This is a genomic window from Millisia brevis NBRC 105863 (assembly GCF_001552615.1).
In the GTDB taxonomy this organism is placed as follows: Bacteria; Actinomycetota; Actinomycetes; order Mycobacteriales; family Mycobacteriaceae; genus Millisia; species Millisia brevis.
In genome coordinates, this window is the sequence record NZ_BCRN01000003.1 from 99717 (window position 1) to 123786 (window position 24070).

At 69.9% G+C, this 24070-nt stretch carries 22 protein-coding genes; 15 read left to right on the forward strand and 7 right to left on the reverse strand.

The features are described 5' to 3' along the window. The first annotated feature begins 1 nt into the window (after nt 1). The 12 genes from MB1_RS05310 to MB1_RS05365 all read left to right on the forward strand — a co-directional run bounded on the left by MB1_RS05310 (nt 2) and on the right by MB1_RS05365 (nt 12961). Entirely contained in the window at nt 2-1405 is a 1404-nt protein-coding gene (locus tag MB1_RS05310) for an ABC1 kinase family protein (protein WP_066904539.1), read from the forward strand. A gap of 250 nt (nt 1406-1655) precedes the next feature. After that, entirely contained in the window at nt 1656-2114 is a 459-nt protein-coding gene (locus MB1_RS05315) for a hypothetical protein (protein WP_066904542.1), read from the forward strand. A 55-nt stretch (nt 2115-2169) separates the two neighbouring features. Then, nucleotides 2170-2718 carry a pyridoxamine 5'-phosphate oxidase family protein gene (locus MB1_RS05320; protein WP_066904545.1) on the forward strand — a complete coding sequence of 183 codons (549 nt, stop codon included), beginning with the start codon at nt 2170-2172 and terminating at the stop codon, nt 2716-2718. Next, entirely contained in the window at nt 2715-3521 is an 807-nt protein-coding gene (locus MB1_RS05325; protein ID WP_245650035.1) for a glutamine amidotransferase, read from the forward strand. The genes MB1_RS05320 and MB1_RS05325 overlap by 4 nt, the downstream gene beginning before the upstream one ends. Nucleotides 3522-3639: 118 nt before the next feature. Continuing rightward, a complete protein-coding gene (locus tag MB1_RS05330) occupies nt 3640-4698 on the forward strand; it encodes a LacI family DNA-binding transcriptional regulator (protein WP_245650036.1) in 1059 nt (352 codons plus the stop codon). 210 nt (nt 4699-4908) lie between these two features. Further along, entirely contained in the window at nt 4909-6372 is a 1464-nt protein-coding gene (locus MB1_RS05335) for a nicotinate phosphoribosyltransferase (RefSeq protein WP_066904548.1), read from the forward strand. 74 nt (nt 6373-6446) lie between these two features. Continuing rightward, nucleotides 6447-7130, forward strand: coding sequence for an HAD family hydrolase (locus tag MB1_RS05340; protein ID WP_245650037.1), 684 nt, complete (start codon nt 6447-6449; stop codon nt 7128-7130). A 4-nt stretch (nt 7131-7134) separates the two neighbouring features. Beyond that, nucleotides 7135-8172, forward strand: a complete 1038-nt coding sequence (locus tag MB1_RS05345; protein WP_245650038.1) for a ribose-phosphate diphosphokinase — start codon at nt 7135-7137, stop codon at nt 8170-8172. An 88-nt stretch (nt 8173-8260) separates the two neighbouring features. Next, nucleotides 8261-9688: an aldehyde dehydrogenase family protein gene (locus tag MB1_RS05350; RefSeq protein WP_066904551.1), complete on the forward strand. Its 1428-nt coding sequence runs from the start codon at nt 8261-8263 to the stop codon at nt 9686-9688. Between the two features lie 67 nt (nt 9689-9755). Further along, the gene (locus tag MB1_RS05355; protein WP_066904554.1) at nt 9756-11864 is read left to right on the forward strand and encodes a RecQ family ATP-dependent DNA helicase; all 2109 of its coding nucleotides are present in this window, start codon (nt 9756-9758) and stop codon (nt 11862-11864) included. Between the two features lie 92 nt (nt 11865-11956). Beyond that, nucleotides 11957-12253 (forward strand): DUF2316 family protein, encoded by a 297-nt coding sequence (locus tag MB1_RS05360; RefSeq protein ID WP_084350950.1) that lies wholly within the window; start codon nt 11957-11959, stop codon nt 12251-12253. Nucleotides 12254-12337: 84 nt separating this feature from the next. Beyond that, nucleotides 12338-12961: a DUF4126 domain-containing protein gene (locus MB1_RS05365; protein ID WP_066904560.1), complete on the forward strand. Its 624-nt coding sequence runs from the start codon at nt 12338-12340 to the stop codon at nt 12959-12961. Here the strand turns inward: MB1_RS05365 and MB1_RS05370 are convergent. Next, a complete protein-coding gene (locus MB1_RS05370; RefSeq protein ID WP_066904563.1) occupies nt 12937-13647 on the reverse strand; it encodes a MerR family transcriptional regulator in 711 nt (236 codons plus the stop codon). The genes MB1_RS05365 and MB1_RS05370 overlap by 25 nt on opposite strands. Before the next feature lie 74 nt (nt 13648-13721). Between MB1_RS05370 and MB1_RS05375 the strand changes: the two genes are divergently transcribed. The 3 genes from MB1_RS05375 (at nt 13722) to MB1_RS05385 (ending at nt 16154) form a co-directional block, all read left to right on the forward strand. Beyond that, a complete protein-coding gene (locus tag MB1_RS05375) occupies nt 13722-14717 on the forward strand; it encodes a hypothetical protein (RefSeq protein WP_218000190.1) in 996 nt (331 codons plus the stop codon). Further along, nucleotides 14714-15175, forward strand: coding sequence for an ABA4-like family protein (locus MB1_RS05380; protein ID WP_066904566.1), 462 nt, complete (start codon nt 14714-14716; stop codon nt 15173-15175). The genes MB1_RS05375 and MB1_RS05380 overlap by 4 nt, the downstream gene beginning before the upstream one ends. A gap of 103 nt (nt 15176-15278) precedes the next feature. After that, nucleotides 15279-16154, forward strand: coding sequence for a Sir2 family NAD-dependent protein deacetylase (locus MB1_RS05385; RefSeq protein WP_066904980.1), 876 nt, complete (start codon nt 15279-15281; stop codon nt 16152-16154). 164 nt (nt 16155-16318) lie between these two features. Here the strand turns inward: MB1_RS05385 and MB1_RS25560 are convergent, their stop codons facing one another. From MB1_RS25560 to MB1_RS05410, 6 genes are all read right to left on the reverse strand, one after another. Further along, complete coding sequence (locus MB1_RS25560) at nt 16319-16510, reverse strand: hypothetical protein (RefSeq protein ID WP_157083919.1); 192 nt, start codon at nt 16508-16510, stop codon at nt 16319-16321. Nucleotides 16511-16795: 285 nt separating this feature from the next. Continuing rightward, nucleotides 16796-17890 carry a glutamate 5-kinase gene (gene proB / locus MB1_RS05390; RefSeq protein ID WP_066904982.1) on the reverse strand — a complete coding sequence of 365 codons (1095 nt, stop codon included), beginning with the start codon at nt 17888-17890 and terminating at the stop codon, nt 16796-16798. A 146-nt stretch (nt 17891-18036) separates the two neighbouring features. Next, complete coding sequence (gene obgE / locus MB1_RS05395) at nt 18037-19497, reverse strand: GTPase ObgE (RefSeq protein ID WP_066904568.1); 1461 nt, start codon at nt 19495-19497, stop codon at nt 18037-18039. Nucleotides 19498-19808: 311 nt separating this feature from the next. Continuing rightward, nucleotides 19809-20075 (reverse strand): 50S ribosomal protein L27, encoded by a 267-nt coding sequence (rpmA, locus tag MB1_RS05400; protein WP_066904571.1) that lies wholly within the window; start codon nt 20073-20075, stop codon nt 19809-19811. Nucleotides 20076-20088: 13 nt separating this feature from the next. Continuing rightward, the gene (gene rplU, locus MB1_RS05405; protein WP_066904574.1) at nt 20089-20400 is read right to left on the reverse strand and encodes a 50S ribosomal protein L21; all 312 of its coding nucleotides are present in this window, start codon (nt 20398-20400) and stop codon (nt 20089-20091) included. Between the two features lie 171 nt (nt 20401-20571). Continuing rightward, nucleotides 20572-24000, reverse strand: a complete 3429-nt coding sequence (locus MB1_RS05410; RefSeq protein WP_066904577.1) for a translation initiation factor IF-2 N-terminal domain-containing protein — start codon at nt 23998-24000, stop codon at nt 20572-20574. Between the last annotated feature and the right edge of the window lie 70 nt (nt 24001-24070).

The window sequence follows — 24070 nt, forward strand, 5'->3', positions numbered from 1 at the left end:
GGTGGCGCGGAAGAGCAATGAAGCGGGATCACCGAAGACCTCGCGACTGGCACGCGGGCGCAAGCTCGGCACCCTGGTGGTCGGTCAGGCGGTGCGGCGTGCGTCGATCAAGGCCGGCAGCACGATCCTGCCCGCCGACCGGACCGCGCGGTTGCTCGACGACGACGCCCAGCGCGCGGCGCAGCATCTGGTCCGTGTGCTCGGCGGCATGAAGGGCGCCGCGATGAAGATCGGCCAGATGCTCTCGCTGATCGACCTCGACGCGGTGGCGCCCGAGCGCCGCGACGCCTTCCGGCAGAGTCTCGCCACCCTGCAGGCCGACGCCGAGCCGGTCGCCTTCGCCACGATGCGCCCGCAGATCGAGGGCGATCTCGGGATGACGGTCGAGGCGGCCTTCGCGACGTTCGACACCGAACCGATCGCGGCGGCGTCGATCGGCCAGGTGTACCGCGCGACGCTGCACGACGGGCGCACCGTCGCGGTCAAGGTGCAGTATCCGGGGATCGACGCCGCGGTCGAATCCGATCTGAAGATCCTGGCGATGCTGATGAAGTTCGGCAAGACGCTCGCGCCGACCATCTCGTCGCGGGAGGTGATCGACGAGATCGCCGACCAGCTCACCCGTGAACTCGACTACGCCGCCGAACAGCAGACCCAGCAGGAGCTTGCGGACTTCTACCGCGGCCACCCGTTCATCGTCATCCCGGCCACGGTTCCGGAGCGCTGCGGGCGCGTCACGCTGACCACGGAGTTCATCGACGGTGCGCCGCTGTCGAGTATCGAGGACGCCGACGCCGCCACCCGCGATCGGGTGGGCGAGATCATCTACCGCTTCTATCAAGGCGCGCTGTACCTCGACGCCGCGTTCAACGGCGATCCACATCCGGGCAATATCCGCCTGCTCGACGGCGGACGGGTCGCCTTCCTCGACTTCGGCATGTTCAAGACGATGGACCGCGATGCGGTGGACGCCGAGGTGGAACTGATCAACCTGGCCGCCGCGCGCGATGCGGAGGGCGTACTCAACCTGTTGCGCAGTTACGGTGTCGCGCGGGCCAATTCGACCGTCACCGCCGAGGAGTGTCTGTCCTATGTCGTCGACGCGGCCTGGTGGCATCTGGTCGACGACACGATCCGACTGCGCCCCTCGGATATCAGCAATGCGGTCACCTCGGCGATCTTTCCGACCTCCACCGGATTCCAGGCGTTGCGCCGCGAGAATCTGCCGCCCGAGCACATCTTCTCCCGCCGCCTGGACTTTCTGACCGCCGCCACCCTCGCCTCGATCGGCGCCTCCGGCAACTGGTTCGCGATCGATTCGGAGTGGGTGACCGGTGCGCCGCCGGCGACCGAGTTGGGTCGGCTCGACGCCGAGTGGCGGGCCGCGCGAGCGACCACCGACTGATCGCCCCTGCCAGCCCGCCCGGCCCCGACCGCACGCTCCGACCCGACGGCCCGGCCCGCCCGGATGCGGCGGGTCACTCTCCCGGGCGATGTGATCCAGAAACGTTACGACCCGATCCTGTCGACGTCCCGATTCGATCATTTCCGTTGCATTTCATGGTCGTTCCACGAACGTAAGAACTGCGTCGGCGACCTGCCCGACCTTGCGAGGACCGCTACGGTAGAAACGTATCTACTCCAGGAGGCAGACAATGACCGACTACGACCCCAGCCGCCCGGAAGCCCGTCGTTTTCCGCGCGTGATCGGCGACGAGGAGATCGCGGCGCTGCCCGTCCTGCCCTTCGCCCGCGGGATCGGCACCAATATCTTCCTGTCCCGCGAGCGCGACGACGCGCGCTTCTTCCGGCAGGGCATCCTGTACGCCGAGGCCGATCACGACCCGTACACCTGGGTCCAGCAGGACTTCGACGAGACGCACTACGTGCTGACCGGATGGATTCGCGTGCGCGCGGTCGACGCCGACGATCGGGAGGTCGTCCTGGAGGCCGGGCCCGGCGAACATATCTACTGCACAGCAGGATTCACCTACACCCTCGAGCCGCACGGCGTCCCCTACACCTTCTTCTGGACGTCGGGCCCCTCCCCCAGCGTCGGCGTCTGGGATGCCAGGGAGTACAGCGGGATGCTGACCGCCCTGCGCAACGCCTGACCCGCCGATCCCGGCCACTCCCGCAGAACTCACCCCTTCCGGAAGGCAACTCGACATGCCCAAGCCCAATCACCTCCAGGGAGAGAAGCGGTGGCGCTTCCTCGAGCGCGCGAAGACGATCCGCCTGGCCAGCCTGGACGCCGACGGCGGCGTCTACCTCTCGCCCCTGTGGTACGTGGTGCTCGACAAGAAGATCTACCTGCCGATGGACGCCGGCAGCCGACACGTCACCAATGCCCGCGACGACAAGCCGGTCTACGGGCTGGTCGACGCCGGTGACGAGTACGCCACCGTCCACGGCGCCCGGATCGAGGGCCGGTTGACCGATGTCGCCGACCCCGCGCTGATCGAATCGCTGACCGCCGAGGTGATGGACAAGTACTTCTACGGCGACACCCACCATCCCTATGCGCAGGCGTACACCGAATTCGGCGTCTTCGCCGGCCGGTCCTTCTCGGAGCTGTTGCCCACCAAGATGATCGGCTGGGATATGCGGGAGGTCAGCGTCCCGGCGATGCCCGAGGCCCGCACCTTCCCGCCCGGCACCACCGACCGGCTGCTGCCGGAATCGGTCCGCGGCTCGGCGTCGGCGGTGACCGCGTGAGCTGCCCGTCGGTCCTGGTGGTCGGCGAATCCTGGATCAAGCACACGATCCACATGAAGGGGTTCGACCAGTTCCACTCCACGGAGTACGAGGAGGGCGCGGGCGTCTTCCTCGACGGTCTGATCGCCTCGGGATTCGCGGTCGACTACATCCGCGGCCACGAGGTCTCCGCCCGGTTCCCCACCACGGCAGCCGAATTGGACGCCTACGACGTCGTGGTGATCTCCGATATCGGCTCGAATTCGTTCCTGCTCACCGACGAGGTCTTCCTGCGCTCGCAGCGGACGGTCAACCGGCTCGCACTGGTCGCCGACTACGTCGAACGCGGCGGCGGCCTGCTGATGATCGGCGGCTTCCTGTCCTTCACCGGCATCGACGGCAAGGCCCGCTACGGGTCGAGCCCGATCGCCTCGGTCCTGCCGGTGGAAATGCTGCCCTACGACGACCGGGTGGAGGCACCCGAGGGGGTCGCGGTGACCGTCGGGGCGCCCGAGCACCCGACCGTCTCGGACGCGCCCGGCACCTGGCCCGACCTGCTGGGCTACAACCGGGTGATCACCAAGCCGGGCGCGGTCGAGGTCGCATCGGTCGGCCCGGACCCGCTGATCGCGGTGGCCGAGGTCGGCGCCGGGCGCTCGGCGGTGTTCACCTCGGATGTCGCGCCGCATTGGGCTCCACCGGAGTTCATGGGGTGGGAGCACTATCACCGACTGTGGGCGGGGATCGTCGGGTGGACCGCCGGCCGCGGGGCGGGATCGCACGGTCGCGCCGACACGGTCGAGACGGCCGCTGCATTGCCGTGACCGGACCGTACGGTGTCCTCACGAGCGCCGCTGTCCCGACGGGCGCCGGTGTCCTGACGAGAGCAGCGAGCACACGCGGGCGACCGACCGGCTCCCCGCGGAGCGAGGGAGGTTCGGCGTGACCGACGAACAGCCGCGGCGGACGTGGGCGACGATGAAGGACGTCGCACGCCACGCGGGCGTCTCGTTGTCGACGGTCAGCTACGTCCTCAACGACTCCGGCCCGGTGGCCGCGCCCAGGCGCGAACGGGTGCTCGAGGCGGTCCGAGTGCTCGGCTATACCCCGAACGAGGCCGGGCGCTCGCTGAAGCGCCGCGCGATGTCGACCGTCGGCATGGTGGTCCCGGAGCTGTCCAATCCCTACTTCGCCCTCGTCGTCGAGGGTGTGGAGCGGGCGGCGTCCGGCCGGGACGCCCTGCTGGTGCTGTGCGCCCCCGAAGCCGAGGGGGCGACCGGATCGGCCGAGACCGTCGCCCGTCTGCTGCGCAGCCGACGACTGAGCGGCGTTGTCTACATCACCGGCACCACAACAGATCCCGAGGCGGTGGCGTCGCTGACCTCGCTGGGCCCGGTCGTGCTGGTCGACGAGCAGTTGCCCGCGTTGAACCTGCCGGCGGTGGTGTCCGACAACCGCAAGGGCGCGCGGGAGATGGCCGCCCACGTCCTCGCCCGCGGCCATACCCGCGTCGCGGTGATCGGTGGACCGTCCAACCTGTGGACGGCCCAGCAGCGGCTGGCCGGCTATCGAGACGCCTTCGCCGCCGCGGGCCTCGATCCGCAGCGGGTGCCGGTCCTCGAGGGCGACTACCGAGAGCGGTCGGGCTCGGTACTGGCCCGCAAACTGCTGGACGTTCCCGCCGATCGGCGTCCCACCGTGTTGATCTGCGCCAACGACCTCATGGCGATCGGCGCCCTCGACTACGCCCGCAATGTGGGCCTGACCGTCCCCGACGATCTCGGGGTGGTCGGCTTCGACGACCTGCCGTTCAGCCGGGTGCTCACCCCGCGGCTGACCACCGTCCGGCAACCGGCACACGACCTCGGCCGCCGCGCCGGCGAGCTGCTCTTTGCCGCGATCGACGGCGGATCGACCGGCAACGGAATCATGGAAACGGTTCCACCACTGGACACCGAGGTCCAGATTCGCGATTCGGTGGGCGCACCGCCTCCGGTATAAACCGCCGTCGAGATATGTAGAAATACCTGGATCTATCCGTAACAGGAGCTTAACCCCCTCAGCGGATGCGACGGCGCATTCACGAATAGAATCGTTTCTGTTCACAGTGGCACGTCGGGTGCCCTGATCGCCCGAACTCTCGGTGCACACTCCCCGAACTCATCTCCGGCCCTTGCGGGAACGACTCAATCTGGAGCGAAAGGTCGATCAATGCCAGGCTTCGACAACCTGATCATCAACACCGACAACTACAAGCACTGCCACTACCCGCTCTACCCGGCCGGAACCGAATACGTCTCGAGCTACATCGAATCCCGCGGCGGCGCCTATCCGTCGACGATGTTCGTCGGCCTGCAGGCGTTCATCCGCGAGTACCTGATGCGCCCGATCACCCTCGAGGACATCGACGAGGCCGAGTACCTGATGCGCGAGCAGGGCATGCACTTCAACCGCGAGAACTGGATGGGCGTGCTCAACGAGTACGGCGGCTACCTGCCCGTCGAGATCGAGGCGGTCCCCGAGGGCAGCATCGTCGCCCCGCACAACGTTCTGGTCCAGGTGATCAACACCGACCCGAAGTACTTCTGGGCCACCAGCTTCTTCGAAACCGCCCTACTGCGGGCGGTGTGGTATCCGGCGACCGTCGGCGCGATCAGCTGGCTGTCGAAGCAGGTCATCCGCGCCGCGCTGGAGAAGACCGCGGATTCCACCGCCGGACTGCGCTTTTCGTTGCACGACTATGGCGCCCGCGGCGTTTCCTCGCAGGAGTCCGCCGCCCTCGGCGGCCTCGCCCACCTGGTGAACTTCAACCAGTCCGATACCGTGCCGGGCATCATCGCGGCCAAGAAGTGGTACAACGCGGTCGCCCCGTCGAACTCCGGACCGAACGCCGAGCACGCCGCGTTCACCGCCTGGGGTCGCGACCACGAGGTCGACGCGATCCGCCATATGCTCGAGGTCTACAAGGACGCCGGCGTCGCGTTGGTCCTCACCGACAGCTACGACCACGAGAACTGCATCAAGAACATCCTCGGCGGCGAGCTCAAGGAGATGGTCGAGAACTTCCCCGGCCTCGTCGGCGCCCGCCCCGACTCCGGCGACGTCGTCCAGGTGACCGCCGATACGACCGAGTGGCTGATGGACATCTTCGGCTACACCGTGAATGGCAAGGGCTACAAGGTTCTTCCGCCGTTCATCCGCGTCGTCCAGGGCGATGGCGTCACCTTCGACTCGCTGCCGCTGGTCTACGCCGAACTCGAACGGCGCGGCTTCTCGGCGGAGAACGCGATCTTCGGGATGGGCGGCGGGCTGCTGCAGCACGTCAACCGGGACACGATGAACTTCGCGATGAAGGCGAACGCAGTCCGGGTCAACGGCGAATGGCGCGAGGTGCGCAAGGCGCCGACCGGGGCGGCGTTCAAGCACTCGAAGGCCGGACGGCTCGCGCTGATCAAGGTGGACGGCGAATTCCGCACGGTGCCGCTCGAATCGGTGGCACCCGAGGAGAACCTGCTCACCCCGGTCTTCCGCAACGGGCAACTGCTCAAGAAGTGGGATTTCGCCGAACTGATCGCCGCGAGCGAGTCCGAAGTACCCGAGCACTACTACCTCTCGCACCTGCAGCCGATGCTCGACTCGTTTGCCGATTCGAGTGCGGGGACCGCCGCCGCCTGATCCCCTGCCCGACGCTCCCCCGGCCCCTGCCGGCCGTCGACCGGCAGGGGCACCATCATCCCGAAAGGCCTTTCGTGGAAGCACATCACGCCCTGCACGTCTTCGATATGGACGGGACGTTGCTCACCGGTTCCGCATCCCTGGAGTTGTCCCGGCGCGCCGGGTCCCTCGATGTCGTCGAGGAGATGGAGGAACGCTGGGCGCGCGGCGAGATCGGGCATGTCGAGTTCTACGAGATGTTGCTGCCGCTGTGGGCCGATCTGACCGAGGCGGACGTGCGCGCCACCTTCGACGAGTCACCGTGGCTCGACGGGGTCGGCGAGGTCTTCCGGGATATCCGGGATCGGGGTGAGCACGCGATCGTGATCTCGCTGTCGCCGCAGTTCTTCGTCGATCTGCTGCTCGACCTCGGCCTCGGGGCCGGGCACGGGGCGCGCGTGCACCCCCGCTCGCCCCTGGACCCGGCGGATGTCCTGACCCCGCAGGCCAAGATCGAGATCGTCGACCGAACGGCGCAGCGGCACGGCATCGCCGGCGATCGGATCGTCGCCTACGGCGATTCGGCCTCGGACGTGCCGCTGTTCCGCCGACTGCCGAAGACGGTGGCCGTCAACGGCTCTCCGGCGGTGCGCGGCCTGGCCCGGTGCCACTACGACGGCGGCGATCTGCGCGGCGCCTACCGGATGGGCCGCGAACTGCTCGACGGCGTGGCGCCGGTCGCCGAGGTCGGCCTCGACCGCCCCGAATACCGGCGGTAGCGCCATGTCGATATCGACCACGATGACGACCGCGACCCTCGACGTCGCCGCCGAGAACAGCGCGCACAGCGGGCATCGGATCATGGTCTTCGCCGGCCGGGCGACCCCCGAGTTGGCGGCGGAGATCGGCCGGCAGCTCGGCACCGGGCTGAGCCCGGTCACCCTGAGGACCTTCTCCGCCGGCGAGGTCTACTGCCGCTACGACGAATCGATTCGTGGGGCGGACGTCTTTCTGGTGCAGTCGATCTGCGCAAACCCGCGCACCGGGGTCAACACCAACGACGCGCTGATGGAGCTGTTGGTGATGATCGACGCCGCCCGCGGGGCCAGCGCCCGGCACATCACCGCGGTCACCCCCTGGCTCGGCTACTCGCGCCAGGACAAGAAGAGCGCCTCGCGCGAACCGATCTCGGCGCGACTGGTCGCCCGCATCCTCGAATCCGCGGGCGCGGATCGGGTGCTGGCGATGGACCTGCACGCCGGTCAGATCCAGGGCATGTTCGCCGTTCCCCTCGATCACATGACCGCGACGATCGCCCTAGCCCAATACGTTCGGGATCTGCGCCTGACCGGGGACCTCGTCGTCGTGGCCCCGGACGTCGGTCGGGTGAAGCACTCCAAGAGCTTCGCCGGCCGGATCGGCGCGACGTTGGCGATCCTCGACAAGGAGCGACCGGTCCAACAGGTCGCCGAGATCGGGCACGTGATCGGGGATGTGGCGGGGCGCACCGCGATCATCGTCGACGACATCGTCGATACGGCGGGGACGCTGGCGGCCGCGTGCCGCGCGGTAGCGGCGGCCGGGGCCACCGGCATCTACGCCTTGGCCACGCACGGGGTGCTCTCCGGCGGCGCCTTCGCCACCCTCGCCGATGCGCCGCTGGAGCGGTTGGTGGTCACCGACACGATCCCGCTGCCCGCGGACGCGCCCGACTGGGTGCACGTCGTCTCCTGCGCCGGCGTGCTCACCGACACGATCTCCCGGATCTACACCCGCGGCTCGGTCAGCGCGGTCTTCGGCGGCAAGAACAACGCCTTCTGATCCGCTCCCCCTCCCCCGGCCCCCCGAGCCCCCGAGCCCCGGCCCCCCGGCACCGTTCGGCGCGAAAGCGGCCGACACGAAAGGAATCATGAACCACACCACGCAGTTCTTCATCGGCGGTTCCTGGGTCGACCCGCACGGTTCGCGCACCCTCGACGTCGTCGACCCGGCGACCGAGACGATCGTCGAGACCATCTCCCTCGGCGACGCGGACGATGTCGACGCCGCGGTCGCCGCCGCCCGCGCCGCCTTCGCGACCTTCTCCCGCAGCACCCGCGAGGAACGCCTCGCCCTGCTCGACGCGATCCTGGCCCGCTACGACGAGCGCAGCGAGGATCTCGCCCGCGCGGTCAGCCTCGAGATGGGCGCACCCCTGTCGGTGGCGCGCGGCGGACACGTCTGGCTGGGCCAGGCCCACCTGCAGGCGGCGCGAACCGCCCTGGCCGACTTCGCGTTCGAGGAATCGATCGGCAGCACCAGCGTCGTGCTCGAGCCGATTGGGGTCTGCGGGCTGATCACGCCGTGGAACTGGCCGCTCAACCAGATCGGCGCCAAGGTCGCGCCCGCGCTGGCGGTCGGGGCGACGGTGGTGCTCAAGCCCAGCGAGATCGCGCCGCTGTCGGCGTTGGTGTTCGCGGAGATCCTGCAGGAGGCGGGCGTCCCGGACGGGGTCTTCAACCTGGTCAACGGCGACGGGCCGGGGGTGGGCACCGCGCTGGCCGCACACCCCGATGTGGACATGATCTCGTTCACCGGCTCCACCCGCGCGGGCATCGAGGTCGCCCGCAACGCCGCCCCGACCGTCAAGCGGGTCACCCAGGAACTCGGCGGCAAGTCGGCCAATATCGTGCTCGACGACGCCGACCTGGCCGCGGTGATCCGGCGGGAGGTCGCCGGCATGTGCGTCAACTCCGGCCAGTCCTGCAATGCGCTGGCGCGCATCCTGATTCCCCGCGACCGGCTGGCCGATGCGGTCGAGATCGCCCGGGACACCATCGAGGCGCTGGTCGTCGGCGACCCGGCCGACCCGACGACCGACGTCGGCCCGGTCGCCTCGCAGGCCCAATTCGACAAGGTGCAGCGGCTGATCGCCTCCGGGATCGAGGAGGGCGCGACCGTCGTCGCCGGCGGTGTCGGTCGGCCGGACGGTCTGGACAAGGGCTACTACGTGCAGCCGACCGTCTTCGCGGACGTCACCCCGCAGATGACCGTCGCCCGCGAGGAGATCTTCGGGCCGGTGATGACGCTGCAGGCGTACGGCGACATCGACGAGGCGGTCGCGATCGCCAACGACAGCGAGTACGGCCTGGCCGGTGGGGTGTCGTCCGCCTCGCACGAGCGGGCGCTGGCGGTCGCGCGCCGGATGCGCACCGGGATGGTGCACCTCAACGGCACCGGTCTCGATCCCGATGCCCCGTTCGGCGGGTACAAGCAGTCCGGCAACGGCCGCGAATTCGGCGGCCACGGTTTTCGCGAGTACCTCGAGATCAAGTCGATCTTCGGCGCGAACGTCTGAGCCGGGCGGCGCCCGATCGGCTCGGCGACCCGATCGGGCGTCGGACCACCCGAGTAGGTTCGAACGTGTGACCGAGTCGATCGCGCCGCCCCGTGACCGTGCCGAGGAATTGCTGCGCGAGTTGGCCGGCCCCGCCGCGCGCCTGCGCGAGGATCAGTGGACGGCGATCGAGGCATTGGTGGTCGAACGGCGACGGGTGCTGGTGGTGCAGCGCACCGGCTGGGGCAAGTCGGCGGTCTACTTCATCTCCGCGATGCTGCTGCGCGAACAGGGCGCCGGGCCGACGGTGATCATCTCGCCGCTGCTGGCGTTGATGCGCAACCAGGTCGCCGCCGCCGAACGGGCCGGGGTGCGGGCGGTGACGCTGAACTCGACCAATGTCACCGAGTGGGCGTCGATCCACGCGGACATCGCCGCCGGCGTGGTCGACGTGCTGCTGGTCAGCCCGGAGCGCCTCAACAACCCGGACTTCCGCGATCAGGTGCTGCCCGAGCTCGCCCGCGACGCCGGCATGGTCGTGATCGACGAGGCGCACTGCGTCTCCGACTGGGGTCACGATTTCCGGCCGGACTATCGCCGCATCCGCACGCTGATCGCGGAGCTGAGCACCGATATCCCGGTGCTGGCCACCACCGCCACCGCCAACGACCGGGTGGTCGCCGACGTGCGCGAGCAGCTCGCCGGCAGCGACGAGCCGACCGTGCTGCGCGGCGGGCTCGATCGCGAATCGCTGCATCTGTCGGTGGTGCGGATCGTCGACCCGGTGGCCCGGATCGCCTGGCTGGCCGACTATCTCGAGCGGGTCGAGGGCTCGGGCATCGTCTACGCGCTGACGGTCGCCGCCGCCCACGACGTCGCCGAGGCCCTGCGGGAGCGCGGGCTCGACGTATTGGCCTATACCGGCCGCACCGAGGCCGCCGAACGCGAGAGCGCCGAGGCGGACCTGCTGGCCAACCGGGTCAAGGCCCTGGTGGCGACCTCCGCGCTCGGCATGGGATTCGACAAGCCGGATCTGGCGTTTGTCGTCCACCTCGGGGCGCCGTCCTCGCCGATCGCCTACTACCAGCAGATCGGCCGCGCCGGCCGCGCGACCGAGCGCGCGGAGGTCGCCCTGCTGCCCGGCGCCGAGGACGAGGCGATCTGGCGGTACTTCGCGTCGGTGGCCTTCCCCCGCGAGCAGGTGGTGCGCCGGGTGCTCGACGCGCTCGACACCGAGGCGCCGCGCTCGACGGCGGCGATCGAACCGCTGGTCGACCTGAACCGCACCCGCCTGGAGATGGTGCTCAAGGTGCTCGATGTCGACGGGGCGGTCCGCCGGGTCCGCGGCGGCTGGCTGGCGACCGGTATGCCGTGGGAGTACGACACCCGCCGCTACGAGGGGTTGGCCGACGCCCGCCGCGCCGAGGAACAGGCGATGCGGCTCTACCAGGAGCTCGGCGCCTGCCGGATGGCGTTCCTGCGCCGCCAACTCGACGACCCGACCCTGCCCGACGATGCGGCCGCGGCGGCCTGCGGGCGCTGCGATGTGTGCACCGGTACGACCACGACGATCGCGGTTTCCGACGACGCGGTGGCCCGTGCCCGCGCGATCCTCGACCGGCCCGGTGTCGAGCTGGCGCCGCGCCGGCAGTGGCCGACCGGCCTGCGCACCATCGGGGTCGACCTGGCCGGGAAGATCCCGGACGGTCCGGACGCCGGCCGCGCGATCGGCCGGTTGACCGATCCGGTGTGGGGAGCTCGGCTGCGCGCCGCCCTCGACGGCCCGGACGCGCCGCCGGACGATCAGCTCGTGCAGGCGGCGATTCGGGTGCTGGCCGCCTGGAACTGGGACACCCGGCCGACCGCGGTGCTGGCGATCGACAACCCGGATCGCCCGCTGCTGGTGCGCGGGCTCGCGGAGGCGTTGGCCCGGGTGGGGCGGTTGGAGCTGCTCGAGCCGCTGCATCGACGCTCCGGCACGATCACCGCCGCCAACTCCGCACACCGGGTCGCCGCCCTGCTCGACGATCTGATCGCCCCCGACCCGATGTCCCATGGCGGGGTGTCCTCCGCCGGCCCGATCCTGATGGTCGACGCGCTGTGGGATACCGGCTGGACCGCCACGGTCGCCGGTCGCCTCCTGCGCCGGGCCGGCGCCCCCGCGGTGCTGCCGCTGGCGATCGCCGCCGCGGGCTGAGGTCGAACGGGTGTAGACCGGAATCAGGCGCGGCAACGGTCTCGCCGCCCGCGGCCCGGGTGCACGGGCGTGAAGCACGCGATGGGAGTGACATGTCCCTGAATGCGACACAACGACGCGTAACCGGTGACCAGTTGCGCGCGAATATGGAGCTGTCCGGTATCGGGATCGACGATCTGGCCGTGCGGCTGAACCTGCCGCCCGCCGAGATCCGCTCGGCCCTGGCGGTCGCGCCGGGCACCGACCCCGCCCTGGTCTGGCGTCTGCGCGATGTGCTCGAGTCCGCGGCCCGCGCCGCCGGCGCCGAACCGGTCGCCTATACCTATCTGCCCGAATCGATGCGCGCCGCCGCCCGCGGCTGGTACGGCGTCGGCGATCACCGCTTCTGACCGGCCGAACCGTCGATAACGAGCACGACATCGACGTATAACGATCTCCCTACGCACCACCCGGGCGGTTCTAGAATCGCCGGTATGGACGTTTGGGTGTGGCCTGCGCTGCTCGGCCTCGGACTGGCCGCGGCGACCGGACTGCGCACTTTCCTGCCGCTGCTGATGCTCAGTGCCGCCGCGCACTTCGAGCTGCTCGGCACGGTTCTGAACGAATCGTTCGCCTGGGTGGGATCGACCGGCGCCCTGGTGGCGCTGTCGGTGGCCACCGTCGTGGAATTGGCCGCCGACAAGATCCCCGTCGTCGACAACTTCCTGTCGACCGCGGGCACGGTGACCAAGCCGATCGCGGCGATGGTCGCTGCCGGCTCGGTGTTCAGCTCGGTCGATCCGTCGACCGCGGCGATCGCGGGACTGGTGGTCGGCGCGCCGACCGCGCTGGCCTTCGGCGGCGCCCAGGCGGGAACCCGGGCGGTCAGTACGGCGACCACCGGCGGACTGGGCAACCCGGTGGTGTCGACCATCGAGGACATCGCCTCGTTCGTGATGACCCTGATCGCCTTCCTCGCCCCGATCCTGGTGCCGATCATCGTGGGCATCGGCGGCTGGTTCGCGTGGAAGGGCTTCCGCCGGGTGCGCGCGGCCCGCCGCGGTACACCGGCCACCCCCGCACCGATATCGGGCTATCCGCCGTCCGCGGCGGCCTGATCCGCCGGCAGGTTCGGCGTATCGCACGGCTCGGGCGGCGCGATGAGTTCGCGGCGGGAGACCACCTCGTGCGCCATCCCGCGCAACCCCGCCAATAGCGAGTCGCCCAGTACGGTCCAGATCACGGCCACCTCGATGATCCGGTCGTTCTCCGCGATATCGCGCAACCCGGCCAGATCGGCGCCCGCGACCACCTCCGCCGCGCGCGCGTAGGCGTCGAGCAGCGGCTCGGACAGACCCGGATCGGCGCCGACGGCCAGGATCCGCGCGAGCGTCGCCTCGACCAGCGACCGCGACGGATTCTGCGGGGACGCGCCCTTCCAGCCGCGCTCGGCGACCACGTCGTCGACCATCCGCCGTGCTTCGGCCCGCAGATGATCGTCGGGCGCGCTCTCGGGAACGTCGATGATCGCGGACTGCATCGTGCGCAGGGTGTCGAACAGTTCCGTCTCCGGGTTGTCCAGGCTGGCCGCGATCGCGCGGATCGACGCCAGGGGCAGACCGGCGATCTCCCGCAGAGCCCGGATCAGCGTGAGCCGCTGCAGATGATGATCGTCGTAGAACGCCTGGTTGGGGCTGGTATGTCGGCCCGCGGGCAGCACACCCTCGCGCAGATAGAGCTTGATCGACGCCACACTCACGCCGGACTTGCTGCTCAGTTCCGCCATGCGCATCGCCGCAGCCATTGCCACCACCTTCGGTCGGTCCTAACATGGATACCGGAACTATCCGATATCCATCAACCCCCCGGAGTCGCAGTATGGCACGGTTGAGATCGCTGTTCCTGCAGATGTGGCACGCCCACCGCCCGCTGGCGATCTTCGCCGTGGGAAACCTCGCCCTCGCGGTCTTCGCCCTGGTGGCGATGGCGGTCGATCCCCGGGTCCTCGGCGGCATGCCGATCTGGACCAAGCCCTTCAAGTTCGCCGTGTCGTTCCTGCTCTACACCGTGATGTGGATGTGGCTGATCTCCCGCGCCCGCGGCTGGACCCCGGCCAATCGGTGGATGGGAACGGTGGTCGCCATCGCCGGTGTCGGCGAGTTGGTGGCGATCGTGCTGCAGGTGATCCGCGGCCGGCACAGCCACTTCAACATCATGACCACGTTCGACGGCCTGGTCTGGTCGTTCATGGCGGTCATGATCATCGTGTTGTTCCTGGCCAATCTGGTGTGGTCGGTCCTGCTGTGGCGCGATCGGGGCGACGACCGGTCGATCACGCTCGCGATCCGCTTCGGCATCGTCATCTCGATCATCGGGCTCGCCCTCGGCGGCACGATGGTCTCGCCGCGCGGTGACCAGCTCGCCGCCGAGGAGCAGGGACTGCCGACGATGAGCGGCGCCCATGCGGTCGGCGTGCCCGACGGCGGACCGGGTATCCCGGTCTTCGGGTGGAGCACCGAGGGCGGCGACCTGCGTATCGGACACTTCGTCGGCATGCACGCGCTCCAACTGCTTCCGTTGTTCGCCCTCGCCCTGCTCCTGCTGGTCCCCCGCCTGCCCGTGCTGCGCGACGAGACCGCCCGGACGCGCCTGGTGGTCGTCGCCGGTTCCACCTACGCGGCGCTGCTGACCCTGGTGGTCTGGCAGGCGTTGCGCGGGCAGTCGATCGTCGCGCCGGACGCGCTCACCCTCGGCGTCCTCGGCGCGATCCTCGCGGCCACGGCGCTCGCCGCCGCCGCGATCCTGACCCGCGCCCCCGACATCAGCTCGCACGACGACGACTCCCACGATCAGAAGGCGGTGCCGACGGCATGAACGAGTTCCTCTTCCAACTGTCCTTCTACGTGGCCGTGCCGTTCTGGCTGCTGATGATCCTGACGCCGACCACCGGCATCACCCGCCGGATCATCGCCTCGCCGCTGATCGTGCTGCCGACGGTGATCGTCTGCCTGATCCTGATCGTGCCGATCCTCGGGGACTTCACCCGACTCGTGGTCAATCCGGACCTCGCCGCGCTACAGGAGTACGTCACCTCGCCGCAGGCGTTGGCGGGCCTGTGGGCGCAGATCATCGCCTGGGACCTGCTGGTCGGTCGGTGGCTCTTCCTCGATGCCCGCATGCGCGGCGTTCCGGTGTGGATCTCGAGCCCGGTACTGGTGTTGACCGTGCTGTTCTCGCCGGTGATCGTGCCGATCTATCTGCTGGCGATCCGCCCCTTCCACCAGCCGACCACACCGGCGCCCACCGAGGAGCACGTGCCGGCCGGCATGTAGTGGGCCGTCCGCGCGCACCGCGGTTAGTCTGGAAGGGAATCACTACCCATCCAAAGGGAGGGGGCGGGCGCCCGTGGCCCCCGGCTCCACGAACACCACCACCATCACCGCGTCGCCCACCACCGCCGATGGCGATGTACCCCGCAGCGATTCGATCGTCGGGCTGCGCGATGCGCTGGCCGCCGGATCGGTCGCCGTGTTGACCGGCGCGGGCATGTCCACCGAGTCCGGCATCCCCGACTATCGCGGACCGGACTCGCCGCCGCGCACACCGATGACCTATCAGCAGTTCATCTCCGATCCGGCCTTCCGGCGGCACTACTGGGCCCGCAATCACGTCGGCTGGCGGTTCCTCGATTCCGCCCGCCCGAACGACGGGCATCGCGCGGTCGCCGATCTGGAGCGAGCCGGTCGGATCACCGGCGTGATCACCCAGAACGTCGACATGCTGCACACCAAGGCGGGCAGCCGCGCGGTGATCGACCTGCACGGCGTCTACGGGCGGGTCCGCTGCCTGAGCTGCGACACCTTGATGTCGCGCCATCACCTCGACGAGATCCTCGAAGAGCTCAACCCCGGATTCGCGGAGCACTATCGCGACCCCGGGATGGTCGAGTTGGCACCCGACGCCGATGCGGTGATCACCGATACCTCGCACTTCAGCATGATCGACTGTCCGCGCTGCGGTGGCATCCTCAAACCCGACATCGTCTACTTCGGCGAGAGCGTCCCGGCCGAGCGGGTCGCCCGCTGCTTCGATCTGATCGACCGCTCGACCAGCGTCGTGGTGCTCGGGTCGTCGTTGACCGTGATGTCGGGGCTGCGCTTTGTGCGCCACGCCTTCCGGCAGGGCAAGCCGATCCACATCGTCAATCGGGGCGCGACCCGCGCGGACGATATCGCCACCACCCGGATCAACGCCGGGTGCTCGGATGTGCTGCTGACGGTGAGCACCGCATTGCGCTACGGCGCAGCCTGATCCGGCCGCGCGGGCGGCGGCGCCGTCGAGGCGGCCAAGCCGGGAGCGACATCGAAAATGCGAGTGGGCCATCCACCCGGACGGGTGAATGGCCCACTGTCACGAAAGCTCGGCGCGTCGTCGAAGGTGTCGCCACCGACGCGCCGACACCCCGATCGCCGAAATCAGGCGGGCTCGTTGCCGTCCGGGATCGTGCTGGAGCCGGTGCTGAGCAGCTGCAGCAGCTCGGTGATGTCGAACCCGCTCGACCCGCTCGAGCCGGCACCGGCGACGGCGCCGGCCACTGCGGGTGAACCGATGGCAGCGGCCGCGGCGATGATCGCGACGGCCACATAACGACGGGTACGCATGCGCATGAAGAAGCCCTCTCCAGTGATCCCCGACCCACCTGACCATGCGGATACTGCGCGGTTTGTCCGAATCTGTCAACAACGATGTTCGGAAACCCTACGACGGCCCCAGCCCGAAAGGACTGCACCTACCGTCGTCGCCATAGGCGTGTTTCGGGCGCCGATCCCGATACCGCCGGGAGTACCAACAGCCAACCGCGCCAGGGCGATACGGAATCGGGTCGCCGACTTCGCTCCTGTGAGTCTTGTCACGTCGAACCGGAGTGAACTCCCGTTGAAATGACCATGACGTCAGCCGATCAGCACAAGATCGTCGGCGTGGATCACCGGTCGATGCATATCGGCGGGTAGGTCACCGGTGCTGCGGCCGAGCATGCCCGCCACCTCCTCGTCGTCGTAGGCGACCACCCCGCGGGCGATCACCTCGCCCCCGAGGTTGCGCAGTTCGACCACGTCGCCGCTGTGAAACCCTCCCTCGGAGCCGACGACGCCGGCGGCGAGCAACGAGCGGCGCTTGCGCATGGCGCGCACCGCGCCGTCGTCGAGCACCAACGCTCCGGTGGTGTCGGCGGCGTGCCGCACCCAGAATTTCCGCGCCGACAACCGCTGCGGCCGGGCGGCGAAGGCGGTGCCGACGTCGGCGGTCGACAGGGCCCGGTCGGCTTCGGTCGCCGCGGCCAGCAGCACCGGCACCCCGCCGTCGGCGGCCAGCCGGGCGGATGACAGCTTCGAGGCCATCCCGCCGGTGCCCAGCGCGCCGCCGGAGCCGGCGATCACCCCGTCGAGGTCCTCGGGCCCACCGACGAAGTCGACCAGATGCGCCGACGGGTCCTTGCGCGGATCTCCGCTGTAGAGGCCGTCGATATCGGACAGCAGCACCAGGGCGTCCGCGCCGACGAGATGGGCGACCAGGGCGGCGAGTCGATCGTTGTCACCGAAACGCAGTTCCGCGGTCGCGACGGTGTCGTTCTCGTTGACCACCGCGACCGCGCCCATCGCGCGCAGCCGATCGAAGGTGCGCTGCGCGTTGCGGTGTTGGGAGCGCCGGGCGATGTCCTCGGCGGTCAGCAGCACCTGTCCGACGGTGCGATCGAATCGTGCGAACGACGTGCCCCAGGCGTGCGCCAGGGCGAGCTGTCCGACACTGGCGACCGCCTGCTTCGTCGCGAGGTCCTTCGGCCGCGCCTTCAGGCCGAGCGGCGCCATGCCCGCGCCGACGGCGCCGGAGGAGACCACGACCACGTCGGTTCCGGCTCGCATACGCGCCTCGATCGCGGCGGCCAGCCGGTCGAGGCGATCGATGTCGATGCCGCCGGCCAGGCTGGTCAGCCCCGACGATCCGATCTTGACGACGATCGCGCGCGCCCCCGCGATCCGGGCGCGCACCGATGCGGCGTCATCGCCGGCCGAACCGGCCGTCGGTGGACGAGACGAACCGGCCGTCGGTAGGTGGGGCGAATCGGCCGTGGACATGTGGGACGAATCGGCCGCCGGTTCGGAAGGTTCCGTGTGCCCGCGGCCGGCGGTCGCGGTCACTGCTCGGCGCCTTCCTCATCGTTCTCGCGGCGCGCCTTGCGGGCGCGCTTGCGCTGCGCCGCGCCGATCCGTTCCGACGTCTCGAGCCGGACGTCGGTACCGCGACCGGTCAGGCGCACCTGGCCGCCCGCCGGGGTCTGCGGCTCCCAGTCGAAGGTGACGTTGCCGATCGTCACCGGCGCGCCGGGTTCGGCGCCGGCCTCGAAGAGCGCGTCCTCGACCCCGAGCCGGGCGAGCCGGTCGGCGAGGTAGCCGACGGCCTCGTCGTTGTCGAACTGGGTCTGCTTGATCCACCGCTCCGGCAGCACACCGGTGACCACGAAACCGTCCTGCAGTTCCGGATCGGGCCGCACCTCGAACGACGAGGAGTCGTCGACGGTGATCGGGCGAATGACCGGGCGGCGCGGGGCCGGGGCCGGATGCGCCTCACGGTAGGCGCGCACCTCGGCGGCCAGGCCGAAGGTCAGCGCTCGCAGTCCCTCGCGGGTGGCGGCGGATACCCGGTAGACCGGCCAGCCGCGCGCCTCGACGTCCGCGGCCACCAACTCGGCGAGTTCGGCGGCTTCGGGCACGTCGATCTTGTTGAGCACGACCACGCGCGCCCGGTCGGCCAGGTCGCCCAGGCCGGTGTCGGCGTCGAGGGTCGGCCGGTAGGCGGCGAGTTCCTGTTCGAGCGCGTCGATATCGGAGAGCGGATCGCGGCCGGGCTCGAGGGTCGCGCAGTCGATCACGTGGGCCAGCACCGCGCAGCGCTCGATATGGCGCAGGAACTCGAGGCCGAGGCCGCGGCCCTCGTGGGCGCCGGGGATCAGGCCCGGCACGTCGGCGACGGTGTAGGTGGTCTCGCCGGCGGAGACGACGCCGAGGTTGGGCTGCAGGGTGGTGAACGGGTAGTCGGCGATCTTGGGCCGCGCGGCCGACATCACCGAGACCAGCGACGACTTGCCCGCGCTGGGGAAGCCGACCAGTCCGACGTCGGCGACCGACTTCAACTCCAGGACCAGAGAGCGACTGTCGCCGTCCTCGCCGAGCAGCGCGAAGCCGGGCGCTCGGCGGGCCCGGGAGGCCAACGACGCGTTGCCGAGCCCACCGCGACCACCCTGGGCGGCGATGAAGCGGGTACCGGTGCCGACCATGTCGGCGAGCATCCGACCCTTCTCGTCCAGCACGACGGTGCCGTCCGGAACCTTCAACACCAGGTCGCCGCCGACGGCGCCGTCCCGGTTGCCGCCGGATCCCTGCTTGCCGTTGGTGGCCTTCGCGTTGGGATGGAAGTGGAAGTCGAGCAGGGTGTGGACACCCGGATCGACCTCGAGGATCACGTCACCACCGCGACCACCGTTGCCGCCGTCCGGTCCGCCGAGGGGCTTGAACTTCTCTCGGTGGACCGAGGCGCAGCCGTGGCCGCCGTTGCCCGCGGACACGTTCAGGTTGACCCTGTCGATGAAGCGTGACATGGCGGTGGACTCCTCGGTACTGACGCGATACGTATCGCGCGGGGTGAATCATTGGGGCGGGGTGCTGCGGGTGATACGGGACTGCGGGGTACTACGGGACTGCGGAGTACTACGGGGGCGGCGATGCTGCCGGGTGGAGCCGGCGGGGCCGGAAACCGCCCGGGCGGGGTGGTGTGTCGGCTCGACGCGGCCGACACCCGGCAAACGCCACAGGGGCGGACCGGGATCGAATGTCCTGGTCCGCCCCTGCGGGAAGCGTGTCATCGTCTCCCGCGAGCGGGAGGAACGTCAGCGCTTCGACGTTGTGAACCTCAGGCCTCGACGGCCTCCGGAACGACAATGTTGACGGTCTTGCGGCCGCGCTTGCTGCCGAACTCGACCGCGCCGGCGGCCAAGGCGAACAGGGTGTCGTCGCCACCGCGGCCGACGTTCACGCCCGGGTGGAAGTGGGTGCCGCGCTGACGGACCAGGATCTCTCCGGCCCGAACGGTCTGGCCACCGAAACGCTTCACGCCGAGCCGCTGGGAATTCGAATCGCGCCCGTTACGAGAACTCGACGCGCCCTTCTTGTGTGCCATGTACGTGCAGCTCCTACTTGATTCCGGTGACCTTCAGCACGGTCAGCTTCTGACGATGTCCCTGCCGCTTGTGGTAGCCGGTCTTGTTCTTGAACTTGTGGATCCGGATCTTCGGACCCTTGACGTGCTCGACAACCTCACCGGTGACGGTGATGTTGGCGAGCTTGTCCGCCGTGGAGGTCAGGTCCGCGCCGTCGACGACCAGCACCGGCTGCAGCTCCACAGAGCTGCCCGGCTCGCTGTCGATCTTCTCGACACGGACAAGATCGCCAACAGCGACCTTGTACTGCTTGCCGCCGGTCTTGACGATCGCATACGTGGCCATCGGAGGGCTTCCCCTTGCTTGTCTCGCTCGTTCTGGTGCGCATCCGTTGTGATGCGCCTGGTCCATCCCACCGGCCAAATGCGAGACTCACGTGGGCCTCGTGCCGTGGCAGGAAGAAGTAGATGTCGCGCTAGGCGACCGGTCAAGGCTACTGGACGCCTGCCGGACGGGTCAAACCGCCCCCGGCTCGGCCGGTGCGTCGACCGGCGGTCCGGCCGGTCGACCCGCCGCCCGACGGCGTCGTTGCCTCGGCGGGGCCGAGGCATCCGATCGCACTGTTGCGTGTGCGTCCGGGCCGATCGTCGCCGGAGCGTGCGTCTCGACCGCCGCCGGCGCCGACGTGGCGGTATCCGGCAGCACGACGACCGCTCCGCTCGCGGAACTGGCCGCCGCGGGCCGCGAAGCCCGCCGCGCACGCCGGGTCCGCGTGGACCGACGCTCGGGTTCGACCGATCCGTTCGACTCCCCGTTGACCTCGGGCGTCTCGGCATCGACCACGTCGGTCCTCGACTCCCCCGCATCGCCCGCCCGCTCGGCCGCAGCCGGTTCGGCGGTGAGTGCCGGTGTGTCCGCCTGCGGGGATCCGCCGGTGCTCTCCGGCTCGGACCCGTTGAGGCCCGCCGGCTCGGCGATCGCGACCTCGACATCCACCGCGGCCTCGGCCGTCTCGGTGGCGCCCTCGACCGTCTCGGCGGCCTCCACGACCGCGTCCGCGGGATCTGCCACCGTGTCGGTGACGTCGGCGTCGTCGGTCTCGGCGACGATCTCGACCACCGCGACGTCGGCACCGCTCTCGTCGAGCACGGCGACATCGGCCGCGACCGCATCGATCACGACGGCCTCGCCGGCAGCGTCATCGGCCACAGCACCGTCGGCGATGACACCGTCACCGATGACGCCGTCGGCGGGAGCACCGTCCTCGTCGCCGGCGAGCACATCGCGCGAAGCCATCGCCAACGCGACCGGATGCGGACGGCGGGGCGCCGCCTCGGTCACCGGCTCGGCCGGCTCCGACGCCTGCGCGGACTTGCGTCCACGCTTGCGACGCGACGACGGGGCCTGCTCGCTGCGGGAGTTGTTGCGCTGCTCCTCCCCCGCCGCTTCGACCGGGAACGGATGCACGATGAGCCCACGGCCGTGGCAATGCTCGCAGGGCGTCGAGAACGCCTCGACCAGGCCGGTGCCCAGCCGCTTGCGGGTCATCTGCACCAGGCCGAGCGAGGTGACCTCGGAGACCTGGTGACGGGTACGGTCCCGGCCGAGCGCCTCGGTGAGCCGACGCAGCACCAGGTCGCGGTTGGACTCGAGCACCATGTCGATGAAGTCGACGACGATCATGCCGCCGACATCGCGCAGGCGCAGCTGCCGAACGATCTCCTCGGCGGCTTCGAGGTTGTTGCGGGTGACCGTCTCCTCGAGGTTGCCGCCCGACCCGGTGAACTTGCCGGTGTTGACGTCGACGACGGTCATCGCCTCGGTGCGGTCGATCACCAGGGTGCCGCCCGACGGCAGCCACACCTTGCGGTCGAGCGCCTTGGCCAGCTGCTCGTCGATGCGATAGACGTCGAAGACGTCGATATCCGGCGTGCTCGGCTCGTAGCGCTCCACCCGCGGCAGCATGTCGGGCGCCACGGCCTCGATGTACTGCTGCACGGTGGACCAGGACCGGTCACCTTCGATGACCAGCTTGGAGAAGTCCTCGTTGAACAGGTCGCGTACGACCTTGACCAGCAGGTCGGGCTCCTCGTAGAGGGAGACCGGCCCGGAGCCGTTCTCCTTCTTGTCCGCCCGGTTCTTGATGTTCTCCCAGGCGGTCTGCAGCCGGCCCACGTCGCGCGCAAGCTCTTCGGCGCTGACGCCCTCCGAGGCGGTGCGGATGATCACGCCCGCGTCGGCGGGCACGACATCGCGCAGCACCTCCTTGAGGCGCTTGCGTTCGGTATCGGGCAGCTTGCGGCTGATGCCGCTGGAGCCGCCATTGGGCACGTACACCAGGTAGCGACCGGCCAGTGAGATCTGCGTGGTCAGTCGGGCACCCTTGTGTCCGACCGGATCCTTGCTGACCTGCACCAGAACCTGATCACCCGGCTTGAGGGCCTGCTCGATGCGCCGCGAGTTGCCGCCGAGGCCGGCGGAGTCCCAGTCGACCTCACCGGCGTAGAGGACACCATTGCGGCCGCGGCCGATGTCGACGAAGGCCGCCTCCATGCCCGGCAGCACGTTCTGCACACGGCCGAGGTAGACGTTGCCGACGATCGACGCCGACGCGGTGCTGGTGACGAAGTGTTCGACCAGGACGCCGTCCTCGAGCACCGCGACCTGGGTGAGCGTCCGGTGATCGGGGTGCATCTTCTCGCGCACGACCATCGTCCGGTCGACCGCCTCGCGGCGGGCCAGGAACTCCGCCTCGCTCAGGATCGGCGGGCGGCGGCGACCGGCGTCGCGACCGTCGCGGCGCCGCTGACGCTTGGCCTCGAGTCGGGTGGAGCCGGTGATGCCCTGCACCTCGTCGCGCTTGGAGCGAGGCCGCGGCTCCCGCTCGTGCACGACGGTGTTGGGCGGATCGTCGACGGTCTCGGCGACGCCCTCGGCGGGGTCGCCGGAACCGCGACGACGCCGCCGACGACGCCGGCGGCTGGTCGAGGAGTCACCGTCCGCATCGGAGTCGTCCGCGTCGGAGGATTCCTCCGGGGCCGACTGTTCGGTCTCGGTGTCGACGGCCTCGGCGTCGGTGTCGGTAGACCCGTCGCCCTCGGCATCACTGCCCTCGGAATCGGCGGCGAGATCGGCGTCACCACCGCGGCCACGTCCGCGACCGCGGCGTCCGCGACGGCGGCGGCGATTCCCGGAGGCCTCGCCGTCACGGCCGGCCTCGTCGGAAGCGTCGAGGTCGGTGTCGCTGTCGGCATCGTCGGTCGACTCGTCGGCGACGTCCTCGGCGACCGTCTCGTCGTCGGACACCCGGCCCACGACGGGGGCAGCCGCGGCAGCGGTGTCCTCGGTGACGTCGGCGACGGTGTCCTCCGGCGCGGGCGCCCCGGCCTGGCGACGGCCGCGCCGGCGGCGGGTCCGCGAGGTGTCCTCGACCGCTTCCTCGGCCTCCGGCGCGGCGGCCGGCGCGAGGAACAGCGGCATCTCGAAGGCGGCGGCCACCGGCGGGGTGGACGCGTGCACATTGGCAGCCTCGTCGGAGAACGCGCTGACCAGCGCGCTGCCGAAGGGGGTCGCGTCATCGACGACGGGCGCCCGGTCGGCCGAAATCTCGGCGGCAACCGGCTCGGCGGCAGGTTCGACCACAGCCGTTTCGTCGGCGGCAGGTTCCACAGCCGGCTCGACGGCGGCAGGTTCGACGGCGACCGACTCGGCCTCGGCGGGTTCCGGTGCGGGCACCTCCGGGGTCTCCTCGACGGCAGCCGGCGTCTCCTCGACCGGCGGCGGGGCCAGGGCGGTGGTGACCGACTCGGCCTCGGTCCGCACGACGGAGGAGGACGCGCTGCGCGCGGAACTACCCAGGTCCTGCAGCTTCTCCAGGACCTGCTTGCTGGTCACCCCGAGCAGCTTGGCCAGGGCGTGGACGCGAATACGGTCCGGCAACTGCACGGGCGACCCTCCGGTTGGTTCGCCCGTGGTCGGGGCAGCGTCGACTACGCCGGCCGATGCGGCGGAACTG